Origin of the sequence: Burkholderia sp. Z1 (genome assembly GCF_014893795.1) — a bacterium.
Taxonomy (GTDB): Bacteria; Pseudomonadota; Gammaproteobacteria; order Burkholderiales; family Burkholderiaceae; genus Burkholderia; species Burkholderia theae.
Map to the genome: position 1 here is coordinate 1676123 of NZ_JACFYL010000002.1, position 14858 is coordinate 1690980.

Here is a 14858-nt window from a genome sequence, read left to right on the forward strand (position 1 = left end):
CTTACTTGAGGCCGTTGTGACAATTCAGTGAAACGTATGACGAAAGGCGTCGGTGACTGTCGGCATATCGCAAGGATGGCCGCGCCCGGCTGACGCCTCGCGCGAAGGCTGCCGAGCGCGGCAACCTGCGTGCGGGAATCACCGGCGCGTCGGGTCGGCCGGCTCGCCGTCGGCCGCCTGCATGAAGGTCGAGCGGGATCCGGTCGCGGCCGGCGACGGAACGGATAACGCGTGCGGCGTCAGCCGCGGCGAGCGCCCGTCACAGACGATGGCTCGGGCGTGGATCGGATTCCGTGGGCGGCGCACCGGCCGGCGTGTCGTTGTCGACGAGATCGCCCTGCTGGCGCATGCGTTCGCGCAGGTGCCGGATCGCGAACACATGGATGTAGTCGTGCACGCGCGCGCCGGACGACAACACGCGCACTTCGTCGTCGAGCATCGCGCGCAACTGATCCGCGTCGATCGCACGCTGTTCGGCGGCTTCCTTGAGTGAATCGAGCAAATTGTCCTTGGACATCGACGGACTCCTGACGGTCGAGGAACGAAAAGATGACGGTACCGGAAGTTTAAAGACTGGACGGCCGCGCGGCGTGCGATGCGCCGGCGTGTGTTTGCGCGCGATCAACGGCACGTTGCGTGCCGCCGCGCCGATCCGTCCCCGGACCGGCCGCGCATGGTTCGCGGCGCAAACTGCCCGCGAACGAGACTGGAAACCCTGCCACGCCACCCCGAGGCGCGGCACCGGCTGACGGTCGAGCGGTGGAACGCCGCGCGACGCCGATGCAGTGGGGAACTTAGACTGGCCGAAATCATGCGTCAAGCGACGTCCGACGCACGCCGTTCATTCGTCGGAATGAATGCGCCGGGTCGCCGCCGCACCGGCCGATCGGCCGCCGCGCGTGTCAGCGGATTCCGATACGCGCCGCGCAATACCTGACAACGACTTCAGCGCGCGCCGCTTGGCAGCGCGTTATTGCAGCACGATACTGGGTACATGAACGAAACGTTCATACCGGGTCATCGCTCAGCCGGCCGTCGAGCCGGCATGCGGGGTCCGGCGCAGGAGACCAACCATGAAACATCGCAATATTCCGGGCCGGGACGGCCAGCGGCGTGTGACGTGCAACGCGCGCGCCCTGCCCGCGCGGCCCGTGTCGGACGGCAACCGCCCGGCCGACGATCTCGACACCTTGCTCGCGCTCGCACGCGAAGCCGGGCTGCTCGTTACGCTGGACGGGCAGATCGGCCGCGAAAAATACCAGAGCGTCGCGGGATCGCTACTCTCGCTGCAACGGTTCGCCGCCGCAATTCGCGCGCGGGCCGCGGACGACGCGCCGGCCGTTTCGGAGACTCGCCGCAAGGCGCGCCCCGGCTGGCCGCACGCGAACCGCCTGCGCAACCGCACGTGCAGCGTGTGTGCGCCGCTGCATGCCATGCGCCAACACCGGTGTGTCCGCCGCGGTGCCGCCCGTCGGCACGACCTGCGGTCGATTCCTCGCATCACCTGAGCGTGCAGGCAGCCGACATGGCACGAGGCCGTGTCATGGCTGCATCCCGCACTCTCCTCTGCAACGCCTGCCGCGTGCCGTGCACGGACGGCAACGCCACACATGCCGCGACCGCGCGTCATCGCACGCCGCGCAACTCGGCGGCATGCACAACGATTCCTGCTAGGAAAGAAAGCTGACGGGGCCAAAAACATAAATGGGGAAAGCGGACGGGGTGACTTGCACCCCGCCCGTCCTCCAAGGCAGCCGGTGGCTGCCTACCCTCGTGCCAGAGAGTTCTCGGTCGGATGACGCGCCATTCGATGCATGGCACGGCTCCGGAAGTGATGTGATCGCTGCTCGCGCTCATGCGTGGCTGTCGTTACGCATGCACGACAGACCGGCTGCGTCGCCGGATGTTCCGTCAATGTCTCACGCGATAAACACGCCATTTCTGACGCAAGTCAACTCAAGCCCGCTTTGCGCTCGACACCGCGCGATTCATTCGTCCCCGCGTACGAGCAGCACTGGCACTTGCGCGAGGTGCGCAACACGGCGCGCGACGCTGCCGATCAGCCAGGCGGCGAGGCCACGCCGGCCATGCGTGCCGACCACCAGCAGTTCCGCTCGCCAGTGCACGGCGTCGCGCATCAGCGCATGGGCCACGTCGTCGCTCGTCGGGCGGGTTTCGACGACGCCGCGCTTGGTCGGGTTCCCGGTCGCATGAAACAGCGGGCCGATCTTCGCCAGCGCATCCTCGCCCTCCGCGCGGTACGCATCCTCGAGCGCGCGCACCGGCACGATATCGGTCAGACGAACCGCGCGATCGATCACGTACGCCGCGTACAGCAACGTCGTCGGCGCCGCGAAGCCGAGCCCGACGCGCACTGCGTGCAGCGACGGTTCGCTGCCGTCGACCGCGAACATCAGCCGCTGCAGCGTGCCGTCCGACGGTCGCGCATAAGTGGCCGGCACGATCAGCAGCGCGCAGCGCGCGCGCGTCGTCAGCGTGTCCGACACCGCGCCTTCGACGAGCCTTAGCAGCCCGTGATGCGGATTCGCGCCGACCATCAGCACGTCCGCGCGCCACGCCGACGTGTCGTTCACCAGCGCATCGGCGACCGAGCCGCCCGTGACCGACGTATCGACGATGGTCTGCTCGACTTCGATGCCGCTGTCGGCGAACAGCGCCGCGATTCGCGCGTTGATGGCTTGCGCGTCTCCGATCATGTCCTCGCGTGCGGACGTCAGCAGTGCGTCGATGCGCGGGATGTCGGGCAGCACGAGGCGCGGATTGTCGATTGCGCAGATGATGCGCAATCGCATGCCGGGACGCAGCAGCGTTCGCGCATAGCGCGCGGCGGACAGCGATTCGGGCGTCGGATCGACGGCCAGCGCGATCCGCGCGAGTGTCGGGATGGACTGGGCAGGCTGCATGGCGAAGGCCTCCGTGCGTGCGCGTCGCCGCGGAGCGACGACGGGAACTTCGCGCGGAAGCGGCGCGCGGCGGCCGGACAGCCGCCGCGGTCGCAGGGATCGGCGGGTAGCCACGCGAAGCGCGGACAAGCGATTTGTTCAGCATAGGACGTCCGGCCCGCGCGCGCATGATCGCGATCAACGATCGCGCGGCCCCTGCCCGCGCCGCTTACGACTTCGTCGGCACCGATGCCGCCGGCCGGTTCGCGTAGAACAGCGCATACGCGATGCCGAGCAGCACGATCCATACCGGCCCGATCACGAGCGCGATGCGCGTATCGGGCGTGAATGCCATCAGCACGACGACCAGCGCGAGAAACCCGAGCGCGACATACGAACCGAGCGGATAGAACGGCACGCGGATCGGCAGGCGCGCGATCTTGTCGGCCGACAGCGTGCGGCGAAAGCGCATCTGCGCGATCAGGATCACGCACCAAGTCCAGATCGCACCGAACGTCGACACCGACGTGAGCCACGTGAACACGTGCTGCGGCGCGAGATAGTTGAGCAGCACGCCGATCAGCAGCAGCGCGACCGACACGATCACGCCGTACACCGGCACGCCGTTGCGGTTCACGCGGCCGAGCTTGCTGGGCGCCTGGCCCTGCTGCGCGAGGTTGTAGAGCATCCGCGCGGTGCTGAACAGGCCGCTGTTGCACGACGACAGCGCCGCGGTCAGCACGACGAAGTTGATGATGCCGGCGGCGGCCGGAATGCCGAGCCGCGAGAACGTCATCACGAACGGGCTGCCCTGCGTGCCGATCTGGTCCCACGGATAGAGCGACATGATCACGAACAGCGCGCCGATGTAGAAAATCAGCACGCGCCAGAACACCGAGTTCACGGCCTTCGTCAGCGACTTCTCCGGGTTGCGCGCCTCGCCGGCCGTAAGCCCGAGCATCTCGACGCCGAGATACGCGAACATCACGATCGGCAGCGCGCCGATCACGCCGCCGATGCCGTTCGGCATGAAACCACCGTGCGCCCACAGGTTCGAGATGCCGGTCGCGACACCGCCGTTGCCGATGCCGAACGCGATCATCAGCCCGCCACCGATGATCATCAGCACGATCGTGACGATCTTGATCAGCGCGAACCAGAACTCGAATTCACCGTACAGCTTGACCGCGATGAAGTTCACCGAGCCCATCGCCACGAGCGCCGCGAGCGCCCAGATCCAGTTCGGTATGCTCGGGAACCACATGTGCATGTAGACGCCAACCGCCGTGATTTCCGCCATGCAGGTGACGATCCACACGAACCAGTAGGTCCAGCCGGTCAGGTAGCCGGCGAGCGGGCCGAGGTAGTCGCGCGCGTAGCGGCTGAACGCGCCGGCGACCGGATTGGTGATCGCCATCTCGCCGAGCGCGCGCATGATCAGGAAGATCGCGATGCCGCCCAGCAGGTAGGTCAGCAGGATGGCCGGGCCGGCCGTGCGGATCGCGGTGGCCGAGCCGAGGAACAGGCCGACGCCGATCGTCGCGCCGAGCGCCATCAGGTTGATGTGCCGTTCCTCCAGCCCGCGGTGCAACTGGTCTTCTGGTTGTTTCAAGTTCGTCTCCTGGCAGCCGCGTGCGGGCCGCCATCATTGTGTCGATGTCAATGCGCGACCGTTCATGCCGATACTGGCAGCCGAAAACGAAATAATCCCCATCGTCGATTTCCAAATGAGAAACGACTCGGATACTGCGTCAATCCGATGGGAGTCGCCGCGGATTATCCGCATTTCCCGGAACAATCCGGAAACGGATCGGGCCTTTCACGGAATACGCCCGTGCGGCCCGTGCGACGCGGCTGTGCGCGAGACGGACGGCAACGGGATCAATCGTTTTCGGCGCGAACGAATGCGCGTCGAATGTGTGCAATCAAGCACACGCAATATGCAGGCGGGATTATAAGAATGATCAGACGTTTCACGCCAGCCGATTTTCGTAAAAATCGTGGTGCGTGAAACGGATGGGGGAATTGAAATGCGCGCAACATCGCGCGCGCATTTATTTGGACAGTGTCGCGCGCACCGTATATTCGCCTTCGAGCGCCCCGTGTTCGGGACGCACGAAATAACGCGACGCATCGAGGTCGGCCGGCAGTGGCTCGACCGGGAAGCCGTGCTTCTCCCACGCATCGAGGCCGCCCTTCAGCGCCCGGATGTTGTGGATCATCTTCTTGCGCTGCATCTTCGCGATCAGGCGCTTGGCCGTGGCCTCGTTCGGGCACACGCAATACACGACGATCGGCCGTTTCAGCAATTCCGGGTCGAGCAGGTCCGGCGAATCGAGATCGACCGGCACCGCGCCGGCGATCCGGTACGGCTCGCGCTCGCGAATCGCTTTCGGCCGCGCATCGAAGATCAGCGGCGGCTCGTCCGACGTCATCATCTCGACCAGCTGCGGCGGCGAGATGCGAACCTGGGCGAGATAACGGCGGAACTGCACGCGGCGCACCCAACGGTACAGCAGGAACGTGATGAAGATCGCGAGGAACGCGTCGAGGATCGTGCCGCCGCTCGCGCGCACCCACAGCACGAACTGCACGATCTGGTCGTGAATGGCCGCACCGCCGATCAGCCAGAACGCGGCCCACAGCGACGCGCCGGCCAGATCCCAGAACAGGAACACGCCGACGCCGATCGCGGTCGTGCCGAGCAGCGGCGCCGACACGAGGCCGAGGCCCGGCAGGAATTTGGACAGCACGAGCAGCGGCGCGCCGTATCTTTCGAATACGTTACGCGCGAAGCGCAGCGTCGTGTCGAGCGACAGCGAGAAGCGCACGAGGCCGTTCAGCAGGCGCCGGCCGCGCGTACGGCCCATGAAGAACCACAGTGAATCGGCGAGCATCGTCGCGCCGATCGCCGCCGCGAACATGCTGGCCCACGACGCCTGCCCCATTGCCGCCATCGTGCCGCCGAGAATCAGCATCGGCACGGCCGGCACCGGCACGCCGAGCTGCGTGATCAACACGCTCGCGAACACGGCCCAAGGGCCGAGCGACGATGGAATTGCAATCGGAAAGTGCCACACGGCGGCGCTCCTGGAAGACATGCGGGCCGTGCGACCGGGGGCGTCGGGACGGCTGCGCAACGGCCGCCGCGGCACGTCCGCAGCCGACCCTGTGCATGACGGGCATTCTAAACGGGTTTGGCCATAATCGCGCGGAACACACGCCGTCCGCGCGGGCTTCTGGCCGCTGCCTGCGCCGCTGTCGCGCTTACGCGTCCGGACGCGGCGCGAGCTGGGCGACGTGTTCCGCGTAGTCGGGAAACGCGGCGGCCAGCGTGGCCGGATCCGCCAGCTCGAATTCCGCGAACTCGAACCCCGGCGCAACCGTACAGCCGACAAGCGCGACGTGCTCCGGCATTGCGCAGCGCGCGCCGAACCAGCATCCGGCCGGCACGACTGCCTGGAACACGGTGCCCGGATGCGTGAGTGGATTGCCGAGCCGGTGGATCGTCAGCCCTTCTCGTTCGTCGAGCACCCACACTTCGATCGGATCGCCTGCGTAGAAATGCCAGACCTCGTCGGAACGGATCCGGTGCCACGACGAATAGGCGCCGTCGCACAGCAGGTAGTAGATCGCGGTCGACGCGGCGCGCGGCGCGCCGTCGGCCGGCCGCACGACCGCATCGGTCGCGCGGTAGGTTTCGCGGAAATAGCCGCCCTCGGGGTGCGGCTGCAGATTGAACTGGCGAATCAGGTCGGCGGCGGAAATCGGCATGGCGGATGACGTCGGTAAGGTAAGGAACCGGGCATCCGGCGTACGGCCCCGTTCATCGCGGATGCGACCGGGTCGGCTACTGACGGATGCCGCAGCGTCGATCGCCGCGGCCATGCACGCGGCGAAGAAGCGGACACCGGTCGATGCTGCCAGAACTGCGTGTCGGGATGCAACCGCGGGTGCGCAAAAACGCCCATGCGTGCGCATCCGGGGCGCCCTCGTCCCGACGACGCATGCGTCGAACGCGACAGGCGCACTCGCGCGCGATGCGCCGATCGGCGCGTCGCGCGTTTCATCACGCAGACATCCGGCGAACGCGAGCGGCAGTCCCCTGCCCGCGATCGCTGATGCGTCAGCGCCTCACCGCGTGCATCACGCGGCCGTCGGCGCGGCCGGCTCGTCGTGCCGCACCAGCAGCACGGGCCGGTCGGCCGCGCGCAGCAGCGATTCCGCGACGCTGCCGAGCAGCAGCCGGCGCAGCCCGTGTCGCCCGCTCGTGCCCATCACGATCAGGTCGGCGTCGGCTTCGGCCGCCGTGCGCATCAGCACCGTGGCGACGTCCTCGCCGTATGCGTCGAGCGCGCGCACGGAGCCCTGCACGTGCTGCTGCTCGAGCACCGCTTTCGCGGCGTCGAGCACCGGCGTCGCGGCAGCGGTGGCGGCCGCATCGCCGTCGCGCTCGGCCGCGAAGCCCGCATCGACGTCGACGAGCTGCGGCCGATGCTCGACAACGTACGCGCAAGTGACCTCGCCCCCTGACGCCGCTGCGATCCGGATCGCCTCGTTCAGCGCGAGACGCGCGCTCGGGCTGCCGTCGAGCCCGACGAAAATCCGCTTGTACATGGTCCGTCCCTCCGACCGGACACGCGTCGCGCGTTGCGCAACGGCGGCCCGTTACCGCAAGCCGACCCGGTGCCGACTTGCCTGCCGAACAGTCTGCTCCACGTGCCGACGCGCCTCTTGATGCGCGTCAAGCGCGGCCGGCACGCCCGCTGCTCCGCACCGTTTGCCGCATTTTCAGCTGACCCCATTACATAAAAAGTGTAAAACGCGCACAATTTCATCTTGAAAATAGACGTTGCACGCAGCCGGTGCGAGTTTTGCCCGGTTTTGCCGCGCTGCCCGAGTGCTAAGGGCTGCCCCGACAACCGAATGACCATCGAATGACCGCCAGTGGAACCCCGACGCGTGATGCCCGAGGGCCCACGCGCCTCCAGATCATGTTACGCCAGCCGCTCGCGGCCGGCGTCGTTGCGCTGTGCGCCGGCGCGGTGCTGTCGCTCGGCGTCGCCCTGCTGGTGCGCGAGCAGTGGCAAAGCGCCGTCCGTACACGCTTCGAACGCCGCACGACACACGTGACCGCGATGCTGCGCCACGAGCTGCAGTCCGGCGTCGCCGTGCTTGAAGGCGCGCGCGGCGTGTTCAATCTCGTCCCGGACATGACGCCCGAGCAATGGCGCCGTTATGCGGAGACGCTCGATCTCGACAGCGGCCGCTCGCCGGTCCGGCAGATCGGCTATGTCCCGCTGCCGCCCGCGACGCGCAGTGCCCTCGCCGGCGCGAGACCGATGCCGGCGGGCGCGTTCGCGGCCGCGACACTCAGCGCGCCCGCATCGAGTTCGTCGGTCGTGCGCTTCGGCACGTCCGACGCCGCGCCGCTGGCGCGCGCGCTGCAGTCTGGCGACATCGCACTCGGCGTCCACTCGGCCGACGACGACACATCGCGCGACGCGCGCACCCTCACGCTGTTCCTGCCCGTGACCACCTCGCCGCATGCGGCCGCCACACCCTCCGGCACGCGCGAAGCCGGCGCCGACGGGGTGCTGTTCGCGGCGCTGAGCCCGCGGCGCCTGGTCGAGCGCGCGCTCGACGCGGAACGCGGGATCGACCTGTGGATGACCGCCGGCGGCGATCGGCGCGCGATCGTCAGCGTCGAGACGACGACCGACGAGGCCTCGACGTCGCCCGACCTGTTGCGGCGCACCGAGGAACTGAATTTCGGCGGCACCGTGCTGACGCTCGCCTATTCCGCGGACGGCCGCCCGAGCGCGACCGGCGCGCAGCGCGCGGCCGGCACCGTGCTCGCCGCGGGGCTGATCGCGTCGTTCGCGTTCGCGGCGCTCGTCCATGCGCTGGTGCGCGGCCGGTCCGGCGCCGCGGCGGATGCCGGCGCGAGCAGCCGCGGCATCCTCAACGAGGCGCGGATGATGGGCATCATCCGTTCGTCGATGGAAGCGATCATCACGATCGACGAGAAGCAGACCGTCGTGATCTTCAATCCGATGGCCGAGCAGGTGTTCGGCGTGTCCGCGATGGAGGCGATCGGCGCACCGCTGTCGCGCTTCATCCCCGAACGGTTCCGCGCCGCGCACGCGAAGCACGTCGACCAGTTCGGCGTGACGGGCGTTTCCGAGCGGCAGATGGGCCGCCAGCGCGTGCTGTTCGGGCTGCGCGCCAACGGCGAGGAATTTCCGATCGAGGCATCGATCTCGCAGATCCGCGATGCGTCGGGCAAGCTCTACACGGTGATGCTGCGCGACATCACCGAGCGGCTGCGTGCCGAGAACGCGCTGAAGCGGTCGCGCGAGGAATTGCGCGAACTGTCGGCGAACCTGCAGAACGTGCGCGAGGAAGAAAAGACCCGCATCGCACGCGAACTGCATGACGATCTCGGCCAGCAACTCACTGCGCTGAAGATGGACCTGTCGGTCGTCGAGCAGCAGTTGCGCGTGCCCGGCCGCGCGCAACCCGACGAGGACGTGCAGTCGCACCTGCAAGGCATGCGGCGGCTGATCGACGCAACGGTCGCATCGGTGCGGCGCATCGCGGCCGACCTGCGGCCCGTGATGCTCGACGATCTCGGCCTCGTGCCCGCGATCGAATGGCTCGCGAACGATTTCACGAACCGCTACGGAATCGATGTCGAGCGTCACGTCGAAACCGGCGGCCTCACCTTTACCAGCGCGGGCGCAACCACGCTGTTCCGCATCGTTCAGGAAGCGCTGACGAACGTCGCGCGCCATGCGGATGCGACGCGCGTCGCGCTGCGGCTCGACGTCGAGGAAGGCTTCTGCGTGTTGCGCGTCGCGGACAACGGCCGCGGCGCGGCGCCCGGCGGTCCGGCCCACGAGGACAAATCGTTCGGCCTGATCGGCATTCGCGAACGCGCACACATGCTGGGCGGCACCGTGACGATCGACACCGCGCTCGCGCGCGGTTTCTCGATTACCGTGTCGTTTCCGCTCAGTACCGTTCAACAGGAAACGCTTATCTCATGATCAAGGTGCTCATCGCCGACGACCACACGCTCGTGCGTGACGGTCTACGACACATCCTCCAGAACGCCACCGGATTCGAGGTGGCCGGAGAAGCCTGCGACGGCCCGTCGACGATCGCGCTCGTGCGTTCGACGCCCGCGCAGGTGCTCGTGCTCGACCTGTCGATGCCGGGCCGCAACGGCGTCGAACTGATCAAGCAGATCAAGGACGAGAAGCCCGCGCTGCGCGTGCTCGTGCTGACGATGCACGCGGAACAGCAATACGCGGTGCGCGCATTCCGTGCGGGTGCGTCGGGCTATCTGACGAAGGAAAGCGCGAGCGCCGAGCTGGTCGGCGCGGTGACCAAGGTGGCCTCGGGCGGCGTCTACGTGAGCCTCGCGATGGCGGAGCAGTTCGCGCAGAGCCTGAACGAGCCGGCCGAGACGTTGCCGCACCAGCGGCTGTCCGACCGCGAATTCGACGTGTTCCGGCGGATCGCCGCCGGCCAGACGCTGACCGAGATCGCGCAGGCGCTGTGCGTGAGCGCGAAGACGGTCAGCACCTACAAGACGCGGATCCTGGAAAAGATGCAGATGCCGCACGAAGCGGCACTCGTGCGCTATGCGATGCGGCACAAGCTGCTCGACGAAACGGACGACGTGTAACGGACGACGTCCAGCAGCGGATCGCTGGATTGACCGGCCGCGGCATGCGGCCGGGTGCACCGTACGCGACCTTTACTTGGCAGGCACCGGGCACGCGAGGTCGCCTTCCTCGCAGGACAGATAACCCTTCAGCGTTTCGGTGCGCGCCTTCGTCAGATCGTCGAGGCAGGTCGACACGACCATCGGATACACGCTGCCGCCCTCGGCGTTCGCGCTGGAGAAATTGCATTCGGCATCGCGGTACGCGATCCACGCGCGCTGCGCATTCACCAGTTTGTCGGCAAGCGGCCGCGCATCGCGCAGGCGCGCGGTGACGGCCTGGTAGGTCCGGTTCAATTCCCCGTCGGATTTCTTGTACGCGCGGTCGGCACATGCCGTCATCGCCGCCTGATCCGTCGCGTCCGCACAATTCGTCTGCGCATGGGCGACGTTCGCCGCCAGTGCCAGCGAGCACAGCAGACCGGTCAAGACACGCATGGATGCTCCTTGTTGTTCGTTGAGGTCGTGGAACCCGGTGCGGAGCCTGACGCCCCAGCCGCGCCTCGGCGCGCGGCGACACCGTCCGCGATGCTAGCGCACGCGCGATCGCTTGTCAGCCGGCATCATGCGCGCGCCGGCTTGCATATCGTTCACGCACGCCTACACTGGGAAAATCGATACGCCGCATCAGGCCCGTGTTATCGCATCCATCCCGTCTCCGCTTCCGCGCATTCCTCTGCGCATTTCGCGTTCGTGCCGCCGAGCGGGTGTGACGTTTGTTTCGTCAGCCGGTTTCCTCCGTCCTGCGCCACGCGCAATCGCCGTCGCTCTCTGGAGGAAATCATGAGCTATCACCTGGAAGGCCGTCTGCTCGAGGTCTGCAACTGTCGCGTACTGTGCCCCTGCTGGATCGGCGAGGATCCGGATTTCGGCGTGTGCGACACCATCGTCGCCTGGCATGTGGACAAGGGCACGGTCGACGGCGTAGACGTCGGCGGCAACACGATCGCCGCGGTGTGCCGCGTGCCGGGCAATATCCTGCAAGGCAACTGGACAGCCGCGATTTTTGTCAGCGACACGGCGTCCGAAGCGCAGGAGCAGGCGCTGCTCAAGGTCTACACAGGGCAAGCCGGCGGCCCGATCGCCGAGCTCGCGAAACTGATCGGTACGGTCGTGTCGATCGAGCGCGCACCGATCCGATTCGACGTCGAGGGTGCACGCGGCACACTGTCGATCGGCACCGACTATCACGCGGAACTCGAGCCGTACCTGGGCCCGAGCGGTGCACAGACGACGCTGACCGACACCGTGTTCTCGACCGTGCCCGGCGCCCCCGTGTTCGTCGGCAAGGCGCCCGTCTATCGATCGAAGAATGCGGCGATCGGCATCGACGTCGATCTGAAGAATCACAACGCGTTGCAGAGCACGTTCCTGTTCGACGCGTGAATCGCGGTCGCACGGAAACAGCCATGGCAGCGTCGCTGCACCGGCGCCTGTTTCCGCTTGTGCTCACGAGCCTCGTTGCATTCGCGTGGGTCACGTTGTGGGCGTGGACGCGCAGTCCGTACGGGCGTTATCTCGAGCACGGCGACGGCGACGCCTCCGCACCGTTCAGCGTGCTTTGTCGCGCGCTGCCGGGCGGCGCGCTATGGCTGCCGGCCGTGCTCGACGCGGCCGCCTGGACGCTGATGATTCTCGCGATGATGCTGCCGACGACGCTGTCGTTGTTCGACGCGTTCGCGCGCGTCGTCGCGAGCCGCCCCGACCAGACGCGCCTGCTCGCGCTCGTCGGCGTCGGCTACGTCGCCGCGTGGAGCGGCTTCGGCCTCGTCGCGCACGGCCTGCATGCCCTTGTGCTGACGGGCGTTGCGCACGTGCCGGCACTCGCGTGGCGCGGCTGGCTGATCGGCGCGGCCGTGTTCGCGCTCGCCGGCGCATTTCAGTTCAGCAGCCTGAAGGAACGCTGCCTGGACCGTTGCCGCACCCCTTTCAGTTTCGTGATCAGCCACTGGCGCGGTCGCGCGCCGCTGCGGCACGCGTTTGCGCTGGGCGCAAGCCACGGGCTCTTCTGCGTCGGGTGCTGCTGGGCGCTGATGCTGCTGATGTTCGTCGTCGGCGCCGGCAGTCTCGGCTGGATGCTGTCGCTTGCCGCGCTGATGGCCCTTGAAAAGAACGCAACGTGGGGACGGCAACTCACGGCGCCGCTCGGCGCCGCGCTGTTCGGTGTGGCGGTGCTGATCGTCGCGAACCACGCGTGAGGCCCGCGATGCGCCCGCCCGCCTCCGTGTTCGCGCTGCACCTGCGGCCGGGCGTGCGGGTCGTCGCGCTGACGTCCGTCGCGATGCTCGCATTCGCATCGAATTCGCTGCTGTGCCGGCTCGCGCTGCAGGCCGGGCGGATCGACGCGGCCAGCTTCGGCAGCGTGCGACTCGTGGCGGGCGCGCTCATGCTCGCGATCATCGTGCGCACGAGTGCGCGACGGCCCGTGCCACCCGCGGACTGGCCCGCGGCGGCGATGCTGTTCGCCTATGTCGCGTGCTTCTCGTTCGCGTATCTGACCGTCAGTGCGGCAACCGGCGCGCTGATCCTGTTCGGCGCGGTGCAACTGACGATGTTCGCGTGGGGATGGCGCGCCGGCGAACGGTTCGCCCCGGCGGGCTGGGCCGGCTTCGGTGTCGCGCTCGGCGGGCTGCTGTATCTCGTGTCGCCGGGGCTCGCGGCGCCGACGCCGCAAGGCGCCGCGCTGATGACCGTCGCCGGCGTTGCATGGGGTATCTATTCGATTCGCGGCCGCAAGCCTGCCGATCCGGTCGCGGCGACCGCCGGCAACTTCCTGCGTGCCGCACCGCTGGCGCTCGCGTTGAGCGCCGTACTCGCCGCCCGCATCCACCTGACGCCGGCCGGCGTCGCGCTTGCCGTGCTTTCCGGTGCGCTCACATCAGGCCTCGGCTACGTCGTCTGGTATGCCGCGCTGCGGCACCTCACGGCCATGCGCGCCGCGGCGATCCAGTTGTCCGTGCCGCCGCTTGCCGCGTGCGGTGCCGTGCTGTTGCTGTCGGAACAGCCGACCTGGCGGCTTGCGCTCGCGTCGGCCGCCATTCTCGGTGGCGTCGCGGCCGTGCTCGCGACCCGCGCCCGCCACGCGAGCGCCGCACGGTGACGCGAGGCAGACGCACCGCGTACACCCCGGCTCATGCGGGCGTGCGGAAACAAGCGTGTCATCTTGCGGCGCGCTGCTCACGCGCGCCGCAAGATGTCCGCGACCGATTCGGCTGACGGCAATTCGTAGGTCCGCCAGATCAGCGCGCCAGCCCGGTCGACCACCTGGACCTGCGTGCTGTGATTGTCGAGTCCCGTGAGTCCGCCGCCAAACAACGCCTGCAATACGTCCACATCCTTCAGCTCCGGCGCGGCCGCGATCCAGCCCGGCCTCGCATCGAAGCGTGCGAGCCACGCGCGCATCCGCGCGGGTGTGTCCTCGAGCGGACTGACGCTGAGCGACAGCAACTGCACGTCGGGATGCCCGCGCGGCCCCAGCAATCCTTGCACGCGCTGGAACACGGCGCCCTGGATAGGACAGGTCGACGAACAACCGGTGAAGAATAGCTGCAATGCCGTCACCCGGCCGTTCAGCAGCGCGCGCAAACGGGTCGCGCGGCCGTCTGCCGTGTGTACCGGTACGTCCGGCACCGGTACCGGCGGCGTGACGCGCCCGCCGTGATAGCCGACGATCGGGACGGCGGGCGCCGAGCCGGGTCGCAGCGCCGCCAGCGCGAGCGCCGCCGTCAGCCACGCGCGCCGCCGACGGGCGTGCTCGTCCAGTACGCTCATGCCCCGCCTCCGTTCAAATATCGCCAGAGCGCCGTGCAGTCGCGTTCATTGAGCGTGTAGCGCGGCATCTCGACGTTGACGAGGACATAGGCCGGATCGAGGCCGGTGCGCAGCAGCGCGCAGAAGGCGTCGCGATCGTAGCGCGTCAGCGGGCCGCCGCGCCGGCCGCGCGGCGCAGTCAGCCAGTCGTGCGTGAGACGCGGCGCAAGCGAGTTCGGCACGGCCGGCCCCGCGCCCGCCGCATGGCAGTTCGCGCAGCGCACCACGGGCGGCGGCAGGCTGTCCGGATGCGTCGACAGCCGCCCTTGCAGCGGCGCGGCGCCGTCGAAGAGTGCCTGACCGCGCGCGGGAGCGTCGCCGGCCGCGGCGGCGCTCCCGCCGTACATCGCCGTGGCGACGCACGCGCCTGCCAGCCACGCCGCCACGCGCCGCCCGAATCGGGGATGCGG

General features: G+C 68.2%; 14 protein-coding genes and 1 pseudogene. 6 read left to right on the forward strand and 9 right to left on the reverse strand.

Features of this window, described 5'->3' with window-relative positions; translation table 11 throughout:
• Positions 1-259 precede the first annotated feature (259 nt).
• Complete coding sequence (locus H3H55_RS24525; protein WP_129514872.1) at positions 260-517, reverse strand: DUF3562 domain-containing protein; 258 nt, start codon at positions 515-517, stop codon at positions 260-262.
• Between the two features lie 556 nt (positions 518-1073).
• Here H3H55_RS24525 and H3H55_RS24530 point away from each other — a divergent pair.
• Positions 1074-1508 carry a hypothetical protein gene (locus tag H3H55_RS24530; RefSeq protein WP_193100568.1) on the forward strand — a complete coding sequence of 145 codons (435 nt, stop codon included), beginning with the start codon at positions 1074-1076 and terminating at the stop codon, positions 1506-1508.
• A gap of 480 nt (positions 1509-1988) precedes the next feature.
• Here H3H55_RS24530 and H3H55_RS24535 read toward each other — a convergent pair whose 3' ends face one another.
• From H3H55_RS24535 to H3H55_RS24555, 5 genes are all read right to left on the reverse strand, one after another.
• A complete protein-coding gene (locus tag H3H55_RS24535) occupies positions 1989-2924 on the reverse strand; it encodes a universal stress protein (RefSeq protein ID WP_129514870.1) in 936 nt (311 codons plus the stop codon).
• Between the two features lie 208 nt (positions 2925-3132).
• The gene (locus tag H3H55_RS24540) at positions 3133-4515 is read right to left on the reverse strand and encodes an amino acid permease (protein WP_193100569.1); all 1383 of its coding nucleotides are present in this window, start codon (positions 4513-4515) and stop codon (positions 3133-3135) included.
• 442 nt (positions 4516-4957) lie between these two features.
• Entirely contained in the window at positions 4958-5983 is a 1026-nt protein-coding gene (locus H3H55_RS24545) for a DedA family protein/thiosulfate sulfurtransferase GlpE (protein ID WP_193102138.1), read from the reverse strand.
• A gap of 187 nt (positions 5984-6170) precedes the next feature.
• The gene (locus H3H55_RS24550) at positions 6171-6677 is read right to left on the reverse strand and encodes a cupin domain-containing protein (RefSeq protein ID WP_193100570.1); all 507 of its coding nucleotides are present in this window, start codon (positions 6675-6677) and stop codon (positions 6171-6173) included.
• 372 nt (positions 6678-7049) lie between these two features.
• On the reverse strand, positions 7050-7520 hold the full coding sequence (locus H3H55_RS24555) for a universal stress protein (protein WP_048244536.1): 471 nt from the start codon (positions 7518-7520) through the stop codon (positions 7050-7052).
• Between the two features lie 320 nt (positions 7521-7840).
• Here H3H55_RS24555 and H3H55_RS24560 point away from each other — a divergent pair, with 320 nt between their 5' ends.
• Together H3H55_RS24560 and H3H55_RS24565 are read left to right on the forward strand one after the other, a co-directional pair.
• The gene (locus H3H55_RS24560; RefSeq protein WP_193100571.1) at positions 7841-9955 is read left to right on the forward strand and encodes a PAS domain S-box protein; all 2115 of its coding nucleotides are present in this window, start codon (positions 7841-7843) and stop codon (positions 9953-9955) included.
• Complete coding sequence (locus tag H3H55_RS24565; RefSeq protein ID WP_006755659.1) at positions 9952-10599, forward strand: response regulator transcription factor; 648 nt, start codon at positions 9952-9954, stop codon at positions 10597-10599. The genes H3H55_RS24560 and H3H55_RS24565 overlap by 4 nt, the downstream gene beginning before the upstream one ends.
• A 72-nt stretch (positions 10600-10671) precedes the next feature.
• On the opposite strand, the gene H3H55_RS24570 is transcribed toward H3H55_RS24565, so the two are convergent.
• The gene (locus tag H3H55_RS24570) at positions 10672-11076 is read right to left on the reverse strand and encodes a lysozyme inhibitor LprI family protein (protein ID WP_193100572.1); all 405 of its coding nucleotides are present in this window, start codon (positions 11074-11076) and stop codon (positions 10672-10674) included.
• Between the two features lie 345 nt (positions 11077-11421).
• On the opposite strand from H3H55_RS24570, the gene H3H55_RS24575 reads away from it, so the two are divergent.
• The 3 genes from H3H55_RS24575 to H3H55_RS24585 are packed head-to-tail and all read left to right on the forward strand — an operon-like array spanning position 11422 to position 13738.
• Positions 11422-12024 carry a DUF1326 domain-containing protein gene (locus H3H55_RS24575; protein WP_048244541.1) on the forward strand — a complete coding sequence of 201 codons (603 nt, stop codon included), beginning with the start codon at positions 11422-11424 and terminating at the stop codon, positions 12022-12024.
• 23 nt (positions 12025-12047) lie between these two features.
• On the forward strand, positions 12048-12836 hold the full coding sequence (locus H3H55_RS24580) for a DUF2182 domain-containing protein (protein ID WP_129514864.1): 789 nt from the start codon (positions 12048-12050) through the stop codon (positions 12834-12836).
• A gap of 8 nt (positions 12837-12844) precedes the next feature.
• Positions 12845-13738, forward strand: a complete 894-nt coding sequence (locus H3H55_RS24585; protein WP_193100573.1) for a DMT family transporter — start codon at positions 12845-12847, stop codon at positions 13736-13738.
• Between the two features lie 77 nt (positions 13739-13815).
• Here the strand turns inward: H3H55_RS24585 and H3H55_RS24590 are convergent, their stop codons facing one another.
• Positions 13816-14409, reverse strand: coding sequence for an SCO family protein (locus H3H55_RS24590; RefSeq protein WP_193100574.1), 594 nt, complete (start codon positions 14407-14409; stop codon positions 13816-13818).
• Positions 14402-14834, reverse strand: a pseudogene (locus H3H55_RS24595) (hypothetical protein); the annotation flags it as partial. The pseudogene H3H55_RS24595 and the gene H3H55_RS24590, both read right to left, overlap by 8 nt.
• Positions 14835-14858 lie beyond the last annotated feature (24 nt).

Bases quoted from the DNA above. Each gene is read 5' to 3' on its own strand.
- H3H55_RS24525 (WP_129514872.1), bottom strand. From the start codon at position 517: ATGTCCAAGGACAATTTGCTCGATTCACTCAAGGAAGCCGCCGAACAG.
- H3H55_RS24530 (WP_193100568.1), top strand. From the start codon at position 1,074: ATGAAACATCGCAATATTCCGGGCCGGGACGGCCAGCGGCGTGTGACG.
- H3H55_RS24535 (WP_129514870.1), bottom strand. From the start codon at position 2,924: ATGCAGCCTGCCCAGTCCATCCCGACACTCGCGCGGATCGCGCTGGCC.
- H3H55_RS24550 (WP_193100570.1), bottom strand. From the start codon at position 6,677: ATGCCGATTTCCGCCGCCGACCTGATTCGCCAGTTCAATCTGCAGCCG.
- H3H55_RS24555 (WP_048244536.1), bottom strand. From the start codon at position 7,520: ATGTACAAGCGGATTTTCGTCGGGCTCGACGGCAGCCCGAGCGCGCGT.
- H3H55_RS24560 (WP_193100571.1), top strand. From the start codon at position 7,841: ATGACCGCCAGTGGAACCCCGACGCGTGATGCCCGAGGGCCCACGCGC.
- H3H55_RS24565 (WP_006755659.1), top strand. From the start codon at position 9,952: ATGATCAAGGTGCTCATCGCCGACGACCACACGCTCGTGCGTGACGGT.
- H3H55_RS24570 (WP_193100572.1), bottom strand. From the start codon at position 11,076: ATGCGTGTCTTGACCGGTCTGCTGTGCTCGCTGGCACTGGCGGCGAAC.
- H3H55_RS24575 (WP_048244541.1), top strand. From the start codon at position 11,422: ATGAGCTATCACCTGGAAGGCCGTCTGCTCGAGGTCTGCAACTGTCGC.
- H3H55_RS24580 (WP_129514864.1), top strand. From the start codon at position 12,048: ATGGCAGCGTCGCTGCACCGGCGCCTGTTTCCGCTTGTGCTCACGAGC.
- H3H55_RS24585 (WP_193100573.1), top strand. From the start codon at position 12,845: ATGCGCCCGCCCGCCTCCGTGTTCGCGCTGCACCTGCGGCCGGGCGTG.
- H3H55_RS24590 (WP_193100574.1), bottom strand. From the start codon at position 14,409: ATGAGCGTACTGGACGAGCACGCCCGTCGGCGGCGCGCGTGGCTGACG.